Here is a 13335-nt window from a genome sequence, read left to right as displayed (position 1 = left end):
GGATTTACCCATGTCGACTCACGCTCGTTTCACCCTGCACCGCCGCATGCTGGCGGCTTTCCTCGTTTGCCTGAGTGCCGCACTGTTGCCGGCACTGGCCAGCGCTGCCGATGGCCAGCGTTTACGCATCGGCATTACCCTGCACCCTTACTACAGCTACGTCAGCAACATCGTCGGCGACAAGGCCGAGGTGGTGCCGATGATTCCCGCCGGCTTCAACCCACATGCCTATGAACCGCGTGCCGAAGACATCAAGCGCATCGGCAGCCTGGATGTGGTGGTGCTCAACGGCGTGGGCCATGACGACTTCGCCGAGCGCATGATCGCGGCCAGCGAGAAGCCCAATCTGCCGTTGATCGAGGCCAATGCCGGCGTACCGCTGCTGGCGGCCACCGGCCAGGCGGCGCGTGGCGCGGGCAAGGTGGTCAACCCGCATACCTTCCTCTCCATCAGTGCGTCCATCGCACAGATCAACACCATCGCCAGAGAGTTGGGCAAGCTCGACCCGGATAACGCCAAGGCTTACCGCCAGAATGCCCGCGCCTATGGCAAGCGCCTGCGCGCGCTGCGCGCCGAGGCACTCGGGCGCCTCAGCCAGGAAAAGGGTGCCGAGCTGCGTGTCGCTACCATCCACGGGGCTTACGACTATCTGTTGCGCGAATTCGGCCTGGAGGTGACCGCCGTGGTCGAGCCGGCGCATGGCATCGAACCCAGCCCCAGTCAGTTGAAGAAGACCATCGACCAGCTCAGGGAGCTGGATGTGCAGGTGATTTTCTCGGAGATGGACTTCCCCTCGACCTACGTCGAGACCATTCAACGTGAGTCCGGCGTGCACCTCTATCCCCTTACACATATCTCCTACGGCGAGTACAGCGCGGGCAAATACGAAGAAGAAATGACCCGCAACCTCGACACCGTCGTGCGTGCCATTCAAGAGAATGGCGCATGACCGCGGTTGAAGCCCTGCCCGCCAAGGCAGTCACCGGACCCACCATCGACTTCAAAGATGTCAGCCTGGAACTTGGCCGAACCCGCATCCTCGACCGGGTCGCCTTTCAGGTTCGCGCCGGTAGCGTGCATGCTCTGGTCGGCCCCAATGGCGGTGGCAAGAGCTCGCTGATCAAAACCCTGCTCGGGCAAATGCCGCACCGTGGCGAGCTGACACTGGACTGGCCGGATGCCCCCGGCGCCATCGGTTATGTACCGCAGGCGCTGGAGTTCGACCGCGGCCTGCCGATGACGGTGGACGATTTCATGGCCGCCATGTGCCAGGTTCGTCCGGCTTTTCTCGGCCTGTCGAGGCGTCATGCCCCGGCTATCGACGACGCCCTGGCGCGTGTCGGCATGCTCGACAAGCGCAAGCGGCGCATGGGTGCGCTGTCCGGAGGGGAGCGCCAACGCGTTCTTCTGGCTCAGGGGTTGGTGCCGGCTGCACAGTTGTTGATCCTCGACGAGCCCATGGCTGCTCTGGACGAGTCGGGCATGCGGGTCTTCGAGACATTGTTGAAGGACTGGCGCCAGGCTGGCGTGACCGTGCTTTGGGTCGAGCATGATCTGGGTGCGGTCGGGCGCCTGGCCGATCGCGTCACGGGCCTGAACCGCCGTGTGCTGTTCGATGACGTGCCGCAACGGGCGCTGAACCCGGAGCGCCTGTTGCAGTTGTTCTCCAGCCATCCCCAGGTTGGCGGGGAGGGTGTGGCATGAGCGCCTTCTTTGAACAGTTGCGCCTGCTGATCCAGGGATGGGCCGGCGCCGGCTATCTGCCTGAGGCACTGGCCTATGGTTTCGTCATCAATGCGCTGTTCGCCGGGCTGCTGATCGGCCCGGTGCTCGGTGGCCTGGGCACGCTGGTGGTGGTCAAGCGTTTCGCCTTCTTCTCCGAGGCCGTTGGTCACGCGGCGCTGACCGGCGTCGCCATCGGCATTCTGCTCGGTGAGCCCTACACCGGCCCCTACGGCAGCCTGTTCGGCTACTGTCTGCTGTTCGGCCTGCTGCTCAACTACTTGCGCAATCGCACCGGCCTGTCGCCGGATACGCTGATCGGCGTGTTCCTCTCGGTATCGCTGGCGATTGGCGCCAGCCTGCTGCTGGTGCTGGCAGGGCGCATCAATATCCATATTCTGGAGAACGTGCTGTTCGGCTCGGTGCTCACAGTCAACGCTCAGGACCTTGGCGTGCTGTCGATGGTCTCGCTGCTGGTCATGGCCCTGACCGTGCCGCTGTACAACCGCCTCATGCTGACCAGCTTCAACCCGCAGTTGGCCGCTGTACGCGGGGTGGCGGTGAAGCCTTTGGATTACCTGTTCGTCATGCTGGTGGCGCTGGTCACCGTGGCGGCGGTCAAGGTCATCGGCGCCATCCTGGTCGGCGCGTTGCTGGTCATCCCGGCAGCCGCCGCGCGCCTGCTCAGCCAGTCGCTGAAGGGCTTCTTCTGGCTGTCGGTGGTGATCGCCACCTTCTGTACGCTGGTCGGTATCTTCCTGCCCATCGCCCTGGAGCTGCCGGTGCCGTCCGGTGCCTCCATCATCATCATGGCCGGCATCGTCTTCGCTGGCGCCGCCATTGCCCGTGGCCTGCTGCCCGGCCTCAAAGGGAACCTCGGATGAAGAAGAAACTGCTCAACCTCGCCGTTGTTGTCGGCAGCATGCTCCTTGCCCCACTGGCGCTGGCCGACGCGATGCGCGTGCTGACCAGCCTGCCGGTGACCCATGGCCTCGGCTCGGCGCTGCTACAGGGCACCAAGGTTCAGGTCGTCCGCGCCACCCCAGCCAAGTTGCCGGCGAGCCGCCAGATCTCCTATTTCAGCGGGCGCGGCGCTGGCGCGCTGGAAAAGGCGGCGAGCTCAGCCGATGCAGTGATCGCAATGCGTTCGCTGTGGCCGGACGATCCGCTGTATCCCATGGCGCGGCGCAGCAACATCCGTATCGTCGAAGTGGACGCCGCGCGTCCCGTGGACGGCGCCTTACCCGGCATCGCACTGCGCTCGGAAGGTGGTGATGTGCTAGCACAGCAGCCCTGGCTGAGCATCAACAACCTCGGCCGCATGGCCGACGTGATGGCCGCGGACCTGGCGCGCCTGAGCCCCGACGATGCGGCGCAGATAGCGAGCAACCTGGCGGATATCAAGCAGCGTCTGTTGACGCTGAGCGCTACCAGTGAAAGCCGTCTGGCCGAGCTGGATAACCTCAGCGTGGCCAGCCTGTCGCCGGGCTTCGAGTACCTGACCACCGGTCTCAACCTCGATGTGATCGAGTTGTCGGCCGACCCTGCGGTCGACGCATTCAAGTCAGTGATCGAGGACAATGACGTGCGCCTGGTGTTGAGTGATCGGGCTGTCGACGAGACTGTGGCTGCAGCGGTAAAGGACGCCGGCGCGAGGCTGCTGATGCTCGATGATTCGGCTGGCGACCCGGTGAACGGTCTCGTCGCTCTGACCGAACAAATCATCGATGGCCTTTCCGCAGCCCAGGATACTGACTAGCCCCTGGCAGCAATACGTCAATACCCGGCGCGAGTAACCTGAGCAGGCGACCTTCAGCTCCCAGCCCGAAGGTTGCCTGGCTGTCTCGCGTGGCGCCGCGATGCAGCATTTGCCGCACCTACGCAGCAGGCGTCTGTGAAGGGCCGCTTGTCGCTTGGATGCAAGCATCGAAGTCCAGGCAGAGGGCTTCTGGCTCACCTCCGTTTTCCTTGTTTTCCACCCGTTCCGATAGCCGAGGCGCCGCAGCGACCCCGAACGGTTCGGCTTCGTCGGCCTAGGGATGGCGCGTTGCCATCTGTTTTCGCGGGCGCGCGGGCAAGTGAGAGTCTGAGCTGACGTCGTTCTACTAGAATCACTCGCAGACCCCTGCCGATCTTAGGCAGTTGTGACTTTTCACCTGCGAAGCGTATCGATTTGTGGCTACAAGCTGCATGCTGTAGGACGAGCCGCGCTCCAGACAGCGGTCAAATAACAACAACACCAGCGTGAATTGCCTGCATGAAGATTCAACCTCTGCCTCCGCTCAACAGCCTGGTGGCGTTCGAGTCGGCCGCGCGAAACCTGAGTTTCACCCTCGCGGCTAAGGAATTGAACGTCACCCAGGGTGCGATCAGCCGACAGGTCCGTCTGCTCGAGGACTATCTCGGCAAAACCCTGTTCGAACGCACCACCCGCGAGATCAACCTCAGCCCCACCGGCAGCCACTACTACGACACGGTGCGTGAAGCCTTGCTGCAGCTGGCCCATGCCACCGGTGAGATCCGCCACTGGCGCGGTGCGCAGCAGGTCACGGTGGTGACCAGCACTGCCATGGCATCGCTCTGGTTGCTGCCGCGGGTCGCCGAGTTTCAGCGTGACAACGAAGAAGTGGACCTGCGCATCATCGCCTACGACCACGTCAAGGATTTCTCCCGCCTGGATTGCGATCTGGCGTTGTACTACTGCCGCACGTCACCGAAGAACATGCAGGCGACGCCGCTGTTCGCCGAAGAGGTCTTCCCCGTATGCAGCCCGGGCTATCTGGCCAAGCACCCGGATTTCTGCGAGCCGAGGCAGTTGGCTACCGGCACCTGGCTGTGGCTGGAAGACCCGCAGCGCGACTGGATCAGCTGGCCGGAATGGTTCCAGCGTCTGGGCTACAAGGCATGCGAGCCACGGCACCGGATCAACATAAACAGCTATTCGATGCTCATCCAGTCGGCGCTAAGCGGGCAGGGCATCGCGCTGGCCTGGTCGAACCTGGTGGACAACCATCTGCAGACCGGTGCACTGGTGAGGCCCATCGATGTCACGCTGCACACCGATGCGCAGTTCTGCCTGCTCGAACCATTGGGCCGCAGCAGTCGGCAGAGCGTGCAACGCTTTCGCAGCTGATTGATGGAGCAGGTTGCCAACGCGCCCAGTGATGAGGTTCAGGCGAGTTGAAACGAGGCTGCCGCAGATTTTTGGCCTGAGGCAGCTCGTTACGTTGCCCGCAGCGTGGGCGATCAGTGAGAAGGGCGGTTTCGTGGCTGTTGGCGTAGAACCGCTGCGCAGCAGGCAGCTCTTGCCGGGTTGGCAAGTGCCTGCAGAACGTTGCGCAGTGGCGGCAAGATGGCACCGGCGGCAACGCCGGACAAACCATTTCTCGTCATGAGCCGATGAGTTAACGACATACATCAGCCCCTTGGATTTACTGGGTTTATTCAACTCAACCTTCCCAATATTTATGATTTTTTATCATAAATATCAGCGCAAAAAATCGTTTGTCGAACAATCCCCTGCTTTTCGACACTGGTGACCAACGAGCAGCGTTCAAACGCTTGCCGAGATCACCACCACCGTGCCTTGCAGGGGATAACAACAATGACTCAATCCACTACTCAGCAAATCCCAGTGCACCAGCTGGAAACCGTACTCGCTCCGATCCACCAAGCCACTGGCCTGTCCAACGAGTTCTACACCGATCAGAAGTTGTTCGAGCTCGAGCGCGATCAGATCATGGGCAAGACCTGGGCCTGTGTCGGTTTCGCCAGCGACCTGACCCAGAATGGCTCGGTCAAGCCGGTCGACTTCATGGGCCTGCCGCTGCTGCTGATGCGCAACCGTGAAGGCCTGGTGCAGGTCTTCCACAACGTCTGCAGCCACCGTGGCATGAAGTTGGTGGAAGAGGCCGGCACCGTGCAGGGTGTGATTCGCTGCCCCTACCACTCCTGGACCTACGACCTCAACGGCGGCCTCAAGGGCACGCCGCACGTCGGCGGCATCGACAAGCACAAGGACGAGCGTTTCGCCTGCGAGAAACACGGCCTCAAGGCCATCCGTAGCGCCATTTGGATGGACATGGTGTTCATCAATCTGTCCGGCGACGCGCAGCCACTGGAAGAAATGCTGGCGCCGCTGACCGCGCGTTGGAGCCAGTTCCTTGGTGAGGATGGCATGGGGTTGTTGCGCCGCCGCGCCAACATGGATTCCACCACCCTGGACATCGCCTGCAACTGGAAGCTGGCCGTGGAGAACTACTGCGAGGCGTACCACCTGCCGTGGGTGCACCCGAGCCTGAACACCTACTCGCGCCTCGAAGATCACTACAACATCCTCTTCGACGGTCAGTTCGCCGGCCAGGGCAGCTACGCCTACAACCTCTCCGATGTCGCCGGCACGCACATGCCGCAGTTCCCCAGCTGGCCGCAGGATCGTCTGCGTAACGCCGAATACGTGGCCTTCTTCCCCAACGTGCTGCTGGGCATCCAGGCCGACCACGCCTTCGCCATGCAGCTGGAGCCGGTCGCGCCGGGGCGCACCCTGGAGCACCTGCGCCTGTTCTATGTCGGCGACGAGGCGCTGGGCGACGAGTACGCCGCCTGCCGCAACGCCATTCTGGAGTCATGGAAGGTGGTGTTCGCCGAAGACATCGCCTCGGTCGAAGGCATGCAGAAGGGCCGTCATTCGCCGGGCTACGGCGGCGGCGCGTTCTCCCCGGAGATGGATGTGCCGACACACTACTTCCACCAGTGGGCCGCGCGTAAGTTGCTGGCCATCGCGCAGAACGCCTGAGGAGGTCGTCATGTATCCGATTGCTTCTCACTGGCTCAACTACATCGACGGTGCCTGGGTCGACAGCGTCCAGCGCCTGAGCGTGAACAACCCCGGTACCGCCGAGCCGCTGGCGACCATCGCCCAGGCCACCGTTGAGGATGCCGAGCGCGCGCTGCAGGCGGCGCGTCGCTGCGCCGACAGCGGTGAACTGACCCGTGCCCGTCCGGCGCAACGGGTCGGTTGGTTGCTACGTATCGCCGAGGAAATCCGCGCGGTGGCAGACGAGGGCGCCTGGGTGCTGTGCCAGGAGAATGGCAAGAGCATCAACGATGCCCGCGACGAATTCATCGAGGCCGCGCGCTACTTCGAGTACTACGCCGGCATGGCGGACAAGATCGAGGGCACCTCGATTCCGCTGGGCGAGGGCTACATGGACTTCACCGTCTACGACCCCATGGGCGTGTCGGCGCAGATCGTGCCGTGGAATTTCCCGGTGTCCATCTGCGCCCGCTCCCTGGCGCCGGCGCTGGCGGCCGGTAACGCGGTGGTGATCAAGTCGCCGGAGCTGTCGCCGCTGGGCATGTGCGTGCTGGTGCGCGCCATCGTTAAGGCCGGATTGCCGCAAGGCGCGATCAACCTGATCTGTGGCCGCGGTCGCGAGGTCGGGGCGCATCTGGTGAGCAGCGCCAAGGTCGACCAGATCGTCTTCACCGGCTCGGTGCCGACCGGCCAATCGATTCTCCGTGATGCCGCGGCCAACGCCATTCCCAGCGTCATGGAGTTGGGCGGCAAGTCGGCCGCCATCGCCTTCGCCGACGTTGACCGTAAGCAGCTTCTGGCGAGCGTCAAGAGCGGCATCTTCTTCAATGCCGGGCAGGTCTGCTCGGCCATGTCGCGTCTGCTGGTGCAGCGCGAGATCTACGAGGACATCGTCCATGCGGTGGTCGAGCTGGCCGAAGGGCTCAGCGTCGGTCTCGGCCAGGACAACCCGGACCTCACCCCGGTGGTCAGCGCAGGACAACTGGCCAGCATCGAAACCCTGTGTCGGCGCGCAGTCGATGAGGGCGCGGTAGTGGCCACCGGTGGCGAGGCTCACAGCGAGCTGGCCGGGCACTTCATGCGTCCGACGGTGTTCCGCGATGTGCGCGCGGACATGTGCATCGCCCAGGAAGAGGTGTTCGGCCCAGTGCTGGCGATCATCCCCTTCGACAGCGAAGAGCAGGCCATCGAGATCGCCAATGGCACCGATTTCGGCCTGGTCGCCGGCGTCTTCACCCAAGACATCAGCCGCGCCATGCGCTGCGTGCGGCGCCTGCGCGCTGGCCAGGTATTCGTCAACGAATGGTATGCCGGTGGCATCGAAACGCCGTTCGGCGGTGTTGGCCTGTCTGGCTTCGGTCGTGAGAAGGGCCAGGAAGCCCTGTACAGCTACGTGCGCACCAAGAACGTAGCCATTCGCGTGGCGGGGGAGTGAGCGACATGTTCAAGACCTGGTTGTGTGTGGTCTGCGGCCTCATCTATGACGAGGCCCTGGGCTGGCCGGACGACGGTATCGTCGCCGGCACCCGTTGGGAAGACGTGCCGGCGGACTGGAAGTGCCCGGAGTGCAAAGTCGGCAAGGACGATTTCGAGATGCTCGACATCAGTCCGGTAGTCGCCGGCGCGGCGGCGCCGCTCAGCACGCCGCTGCCGGTACCGCCGCAACCATTGCAGGCCGTGGCGGCCGAGGTGCGTCAGCCAATCGTCATCATCGGCAGCGGCTATGCCGGTTATGGCCTAGCCCAGGCCCTGCGCCGCGCTGATGCCGAGGTGGAAATCCGTGTGCTGACGCAGGACTCCGGCCACCTCTACTCCAAGCCGGCGCTGTCCATCGGCCTGGCTCAGGGCAAGAGCGCCGACGCGTTGGCCAGTGAGTCGGCGCTGGCCATCGAGAAGCGCCTGAAGATTCGCGTCTACCCGCACTGCACGGTCGAGCACATCGATACCACGGCGCGGCGCCTGCACACCAATATCGGTGAGATGGAGTACGGCCAACTGGTGTTGGCCAGCGGCGCTGCGCCGATCCGCCTGCCCATCGAAGGGCCCGGCGACGCGCTGATCAGTGTCAACAACCTGCATGACTACCGCAGCTTCCGCGAGCGCCTGATCGGCGTGCGGCGTGTGGCGATTCTCGGCGATGGCCTGATCGGTTGCGAGTTTGCCAACGACCTGGCGGCCAATGGTTTTCAGGTCAGCGTCATCGGCCTCGGTAAGTGGCCGATGGAGCGCCTGCTGCCGGCCGAGGCCGGGCAACACCTGCAGAACGCACTGGCCGAGTTGGGCGTCAGCTGGCACCTGCAGAACACCGTGCGCCGTGTCGACGCGCTGGAGCAGGGCTATCGCCTGACGCTGGCCAATGGCGATAGCCTGGAGGCCGATCTGCTGCTCTCGGCCGTTGGCCTGCAACCCAATCTGGGCCTGGCCAAAGGTGCCGGGCTGGCCGTGGGACGCGGGATTCAGGTCGATGCTCAACTGCAGAGTTCGCAACCGGGCATTTATGCCTTGGGTGACTGCATCGAAGTCGAGGGACAACTGCTGCCTTATCTGGCGCCGATCAACCAGGGCATCGCCGCGCTGAGCAAGACCCTGCTCGGCCAGCCGACGGCGGTTAGCTATCCGCTGATGCCGGTGACGGTGAAAACCCCAGCCGCGCCGCTGTGCCTGCTGGCGCCGGCACCTGGCACCGCCGGAGAGTGGCGCTGCACAGCGAGCGCTGATGGCCTTAGCGCGGGGTTCTACGATGCCCAGGGGCTGGCGTGCGGCTTCGTCCTGCTCGGACGACAGGCGCAGACCCAGCGCAACAGCTGGCTGCAAAGCTGCCAGAACGCACGACGATCAGTGGCCTGAGGGCACGCGCATGAGCAAGCAAATCAATCTGCCCCATGATGACAGCAGCTGCGGCTGGTACGCCGCGCTGCCGCAACAACCCGCGTGCAAGCGCCTGCAAGGCGAGCAACATGCCGACTACACAGTGATCGGCGCCGGTTTCGCCGGCCTGGCCGCTGCACGACGTCTCGGCGAGCTGCTGCCGGACAAACGCATCATCCTGGTCGACGCCCAGCGTGTCGGCCAGGGCGCTTCCGGGCGCAACTCCGGCTTCGTCATCGACCTGCCGCACAAGTTCGCCCTGGAACATCCCGATCCGGCCCACAAGCAGCGTCTGCTGTCGCTCAACCGCACTGCTATCACGCAGTTGCAGGGGCTGATCGAGCGTCACGGGATCGACTGCCAGTGGTCCCATGCCGGCAAGTATCAGGGCGCTGTGGGCCCGCGTGGCCTTGCGTATCTGGAACACTTCGAGCAACTGCTGAAGCACCTTGGCGAGCCCTTCCGCCTGGTCGAACGTGATGAGCTGGCCCAGGTGCTGGGCAATGCCTATTACAGCCGCGCGATTTTCACCCCGGGTTGTTACCTGATGCAGCCGGCGGCGTTGGTCGCCGGTCTGGCGCGCTCACTGCCGAACAACGTCGAGCTGTTGGAAGAGTCGCCTATTACCCGCCTGCAGCGTGACGGGCGGGGCGGCTGGTTGCTGCAGGCCAGCCAAGGTTCGATTCGCACCGAGAAGTTGCTGCTCGGCACCAGTATTTTCACCCAGGAGTTCGGTTACCTGCGTAACCGCCTGCTGCCAGTGATGACCTTCGCCAGCTGGACGCGTCCGCTGAACGATGGCGAGCTGGCGGCCTATGGCGGTCAGCTCGACTGGGGGCTGACCCCGGCCGATCATGCTGGCACCACGGTACGCATGACTCAGGATCGCCGCCTGATCATCCGCAACACCTACAAGCACGTGCCCAGGTACGGCAAGAGCACCAGCGCCGCGATGCGCGAATCGGTACGTGCCGACCATCGCAAGGCCTTCCTGGCGCGCTTTCCGCAGTTGGCCGATGTGCCGTTCAGCCACTCCTGGGGTGGGGTTTATGCGATCTCGCGCAACTTCACCAACTTCTTCGGTGAACTTGAGCCAGGGGTGTTCGCCTCGGCCTGCGACAACGGCGTCGGCGCGGCATGGGGCACCATTTCCGGCACGCTGCTGGCGGATCTGGCGGTCGGCAGCGATTCGGCGCAGTTGCGCGATATCCGCGCAGTCACCGGCATGCCGTCGCTCAACCCGCCCGAGCCTTTCCTCGGCCTGGGCGTGCGCTCGCGCATTCGCCTGGCGGCCTGGAACAGTCGGAGCGAGCTATGAGCCAGGTCGTTTCCGGCAAAGGCCCGGTGCTTCTGGTCGACCACCATGATCTGGAGTTCGTCCCGCGTGGCGGGCCGCCCGGCGCCGCCTTCGTGGCGCGGGCGATCAGCAACGAGATCTCGCCGAACATCGGCATCGGTTTCGCCCGCTGGGAAGGCGCCGAGGAAGCCTGGACCCTGCTCTACGATGAGGTGATTTTCGTCATCGAGGGCTGCTTCGAGCTGCAGGCCAATGGCGAGCTTTATCGCGTTCAGCCGGGTCAGCTGCTGTGGATTCCCGAGGGCACCGAGCTGGTCTACGGCGGCCATGCGCTATTCGGTTACGTGGTCCATCCGGGTGACTGGAAACAACGGCACGGTCTGGCCTAGCAGGTAGTTTCTTACCCGCCTGCTGGTCAGGGGAGCGTTGTCGATGGTCCCGCTTTGCTGTGCGCCCGGCTCAGGCGTGGTGGTTGTCACTAGAAAAGGGGTGAGCAATTGCTCGGACTGACCCAGGCGTTCGCTGCACTCTATCTGGCCAGCCTGCTGATGCAGCTCGGCTCGACCCTGCTGATGACCTACCTGGCACTGCGCCTTACTGCTGGCGGCGCCGCCGAGTTCTGGGGCGGTGCGCTGATGGCGGCCAATGCCCTGGGTATGGTGTTCGGCGGCAAGGTTGGCCAGGTGCTGATCGGCCGTGTCGGTCATATCCGCACCTATGTGGCCTGCTCCGGGATCATCTGCGCGGCGGTGCTGACCCATGCCTTCAGCGAGGCACTGCCGCTCTGGCTGTTGCTGCGCCTGCTGGTCGGGATGGCCATGATGTGTCAGCTGATGGTGGTGGAGAGCTGGCTCAACGACTGCGCGCAGAGCGACCAGCGCGGCAAGGTGCTGGGCATTTACATGGTCGCCGCCTATGTCGGCATGATGCTTGGCCAACTGGCGCTGAGCATCGATGGGGACCTCGGCCTGCATGCGCTGCTCGGCGTGGCTATCGCCTTCGCGCTGAGCCAGGTGCCGGTGGTGCTGACCCGCAGTAGCCATCCCAGCATACCGAGTTCGGAACCGGTGGACTTACGCCTGTTCCTGCGGCGTGTGCCGCAATCGCTGATGACCGTGCTCATATCGGGGATGATCAATGGCGGCTTCTATGGGCTGTCGTCGATCTATGCCAGTCGGCAGGGCCTGGGCACGGCCGAGGTGGGTCAGTTCATGGCCCTGGCGATCGCTGCCGGGCTGCTCGCCCAACTGCCGCTCGGCTGGCTGTCGGACCGCCTACCACGCGCCAGCCTGATTCGCGGCGTTGCGGCGTTGCTGATCCTGACCTGTCTACCGCTGGCGTTCTATGAGGAGCTGTCGTTCGGCGTGCTGCTGGTGTTCAGCGCCTGCATCGGTTTCCTGCAGTTCTGCCTGTACCCGCTGGGCGTGGCACTGGCCAACGACAACATGGAGCCGCGACTGCGGGTTTCACTGGCTGGGCTATTGCTCGCCACCTTCGGTGTGGGCGCCTGTATCGGCCCGTTGCTGGCCGGTGCGCTGATGGGGCATTTCGGCGCCTCCAGTCTGTATGTGTTTTTCGCCGTCAGTGCCGCTGTACTGGCAGTCGCCGTGGGCCAGGGCCGTGTGACCGGCGAACACCTGCAGGACGATGCACCACTACAACACCAGGCCACACCCAACGGTCTGGCCTGCACGACCCTGGCTGTGGTCATCGAGCCGGCGGTCAGCATCGAGGACAGCGCCGAGCAGGTACCTGGGCAGAGGCTTTGACAGGCATGTGCTGATAAGCGCACGGACCCCCAATCCCAGTCGGTGAAACGAGTCGGCAGGTGCCTGCCGGCGGCTCGTCAGCGCCCGTGAGACAGGGCTTTCAGCGCTTTATGAAATGCGGGAAAGGGCTGCCTGAATTAATGATTAAAAGTCATAAGTCGCGCAGATTAAATGGTTTGTCGGTGAAATCTGGCCTGATCGACTATTGATCACCCGCGGTGTCTACCGAGCTGTTATTTGCATCTGCAAGATTTGGTGCGCATGCGGAGAAACCATTACAAGAACAAAATCGAGGTGCGTGCATGAAGCCTATGGTTGTGCAAGACGTAGTCGGTCGAGAGTTCAATATCCGAGTGCTCGGGTTGAATTTTCATCGCGTCATATTCCCCGCTTCCTTCTCCATCATCCTGCTGCTGGTTCTCCTGGCGTTGAGCAATCCGGCGGTCTTCGGCGAGACACTCGAAGGCATCAAGGGCTGGATCCTGCAGAATTTCGACTGGTTCATCATCATCATGGGCAACTTGTCGGTGCTGTTCTGCGCCGGGCTGGCGTTTTCGCCGCTGGGCAAGGTGCGCCTCGGTGGTCGTGAGGCCAAGCCCGAGTTCAGCACCCTGTCGTGGTTCTCCATGATGTTCGCTGCCGGCATGGGCGTCGGCCTGCTGTACTGGGGCGTGGCCGAGCCGGTTGCGCAATACACCGCCTGGTGGAAAACACCGCTGAATGTCGCCGCCAACACCCCGGAGGCCGCACACGCGGCCATGGGTGCGACCCTGTATCACTGGGGCTTTCACCCCTGGGCGATCTACCTGACCACTGCGCTGGTGGTGGGATACTTCTCCTACAACAAGGGGCTGCCGCTGTCG

12 protein-coding genes and 1 pseudogene are annotated in these 13335 nt (G+C 63.6%); all 13 read left to right on the top strand.

Annotated features, from left to right (window positions below; all coding sequences use genetic code 11):
• Window positions 1-10: 10 nt before the first annotated feature.
• Window positions 11-949, top strand: a complete 939-nt coding sequence (locus tag B3P22_RS06735) for a metal ABC transporter substrate-binding protein (protein WP_296270442.1) — start codon at window positions 11-13, stop codon at window positions 947-949.
• Window positions 946-1704 (top strand): metal ABC transporter ATP-binding protein, encoded by a 759-nt coding sequence (locus B3P22_RS06730; RefSeq protein ID WP_296270441.1) that lies wholly within the window; start codon window positions 946-948, stop codon window positions 1702-1704. Before B3P22_RS06735 ends, B3P22_RS06730 begins: the two co-directional genes overlap by 4 nt.
• The gene (locus B3P22_RS06725) at window positions 1701-2606 is read left to right on the top strand and encodes a metal ABC transporter permease (RefSeq protein ID WP_296270440.1); all 906 of its coding nucleotides are present in this window, start codon (window positions 1701-1703) and stop codon (window positions 2604-2606) included. Before B3P22_RS06730 ends, B3P22_RS06725 begins: the two co-directional genes overlap by 4 nt.
• Complete coding sequence (locus tag B3P22_RS06720; RefSeq protein ID WP_296270439.1) at window positions 2603-3481, top strand: metal ABC transporter solute-binding protein, Zn/Mn family; 879 nt, start codon at window positions 2603-2605, stop codon at window positions 3479-3481. The genes B3P22_RS06725 and B3P22_RS06720 overlap by 4 nt, the downstream gene beginning before the upstream one ends.
• A 498-nt stretch (window positions 3482-3979) precedes the next feature.
• Window positions 3980-4855 (top strand): LysR substrate-binding domain-containing protein, encoded by an 876-nt coding sequence (locus B3P22_RS06715; RefSeq protein WP_296270438.1) that lies wholly within the window; start codon window positions 3980-3982, stop codon window positions 4853-4855.
• Between the two features lie 471 nt (window positions 4856-5326).
• Window positions 5327-6517, top strand: coding sequence for an aromatic ring-hydroxylating oxygenase subunit alpha (locus B3P22_RS06710; protein WP_296270437.1), 1191 nt, complete (start codon window positions 5327-5329; stop codon window positions 6515-6517).
• Between the two features lie 10 nt (window positions 6518-6527).
• A complete protein-coding gene (locus B3P22_RS06705; RefSeq protein WP_296270436.1) occupies window positions 6528-7973 on the top strand; it encodes an aldehyde dehydrogenase family protein in 1446 nt (481 codons plus the stop codon).
• 5 nt (window positions 7974-7978) lie between these two features.
• A pseudogene (locus tag B3P22_RS06700) lies at window positions 7979-8143 on the top strand (rubredoxin); the annotation flags it as partial.
• Window positions 8132-9385 carry an FAD-dependent oxidoreductase gene (locus B3P22_RS06695; RefSeq protein WP_296270603.1) on the top strand — a complete coding sequence of 418 codons (1254 nt, stop codon included), beginning with the start codon at window positions 8132-8134 and terminating at the stop codon, window positions 9383-9385. The pseudogene B3P22_RS06700 and the gene B3P22_RS06695, both read left to right, overlap by 12 nt.
• Window positions 9386-9395: 10 nt before the next feature.
• Window positions 9396-10724: an NAD(P)/FAD-dependent oxidoreductase gene (locus B3P22_RS06690; RefSeq protein WP_296270435.1), complete on the top strand. Its 1329-nt coding sequence runs from the start codon at window positions 9396-9398 to the stop codon at window positions 10722-10724.
• The gene (locus B3P22_RS06685; protein WP_296270434.1) at window positions 10721-11092 is read left to right on the top strand and encodes an ethanolamine utilization protein EutQ; all 372 of its coding nucleotides are present in this window, start codon (window positions 10721-10723) and stop codon (window positions 11090-11092) included. The genes B3P22_RS06690 and B3P22_RS06685 overlap by 4 nt, the downstream gene beginning before the upstream one ends.
• Window positions 11093-11209: 117 nt before the next feature.
• Window positions 11210-12472: an MFS transporter gene (locus B3P22_RS06680; RefSeq protein WP_296270602.1), complete on the top strand. Its 1263-nt coding sequence runs from the start codon at window positions 11210-11212 to the stop codon at window positions 12470-12472.
• Between the two features lie 302 nt (window positions 12473-12774).
• A partial coding sequence (locus B3P22_RS06675; protein ID WP_296270433.1) for a BCCT family transporter occupies window positions 12775-13335 on the top strand: 561 nt, incomplete at its 3' end.

The sequence above is a fragment of the Pseudomonas sp. UBA6323 genome, from assembly GCF_002439135.1.
Classification (GTDB): Bacteria; Pseudomonadota; Gammaproteobacteria; order Pseudomonadales; family Pseudomonadaceae; genus Aquipseudomonas.
Note: the sequence above shows the minus strand (reverse complement) of the source record. Positions and strands in the feature narration are given on the sequence as shown.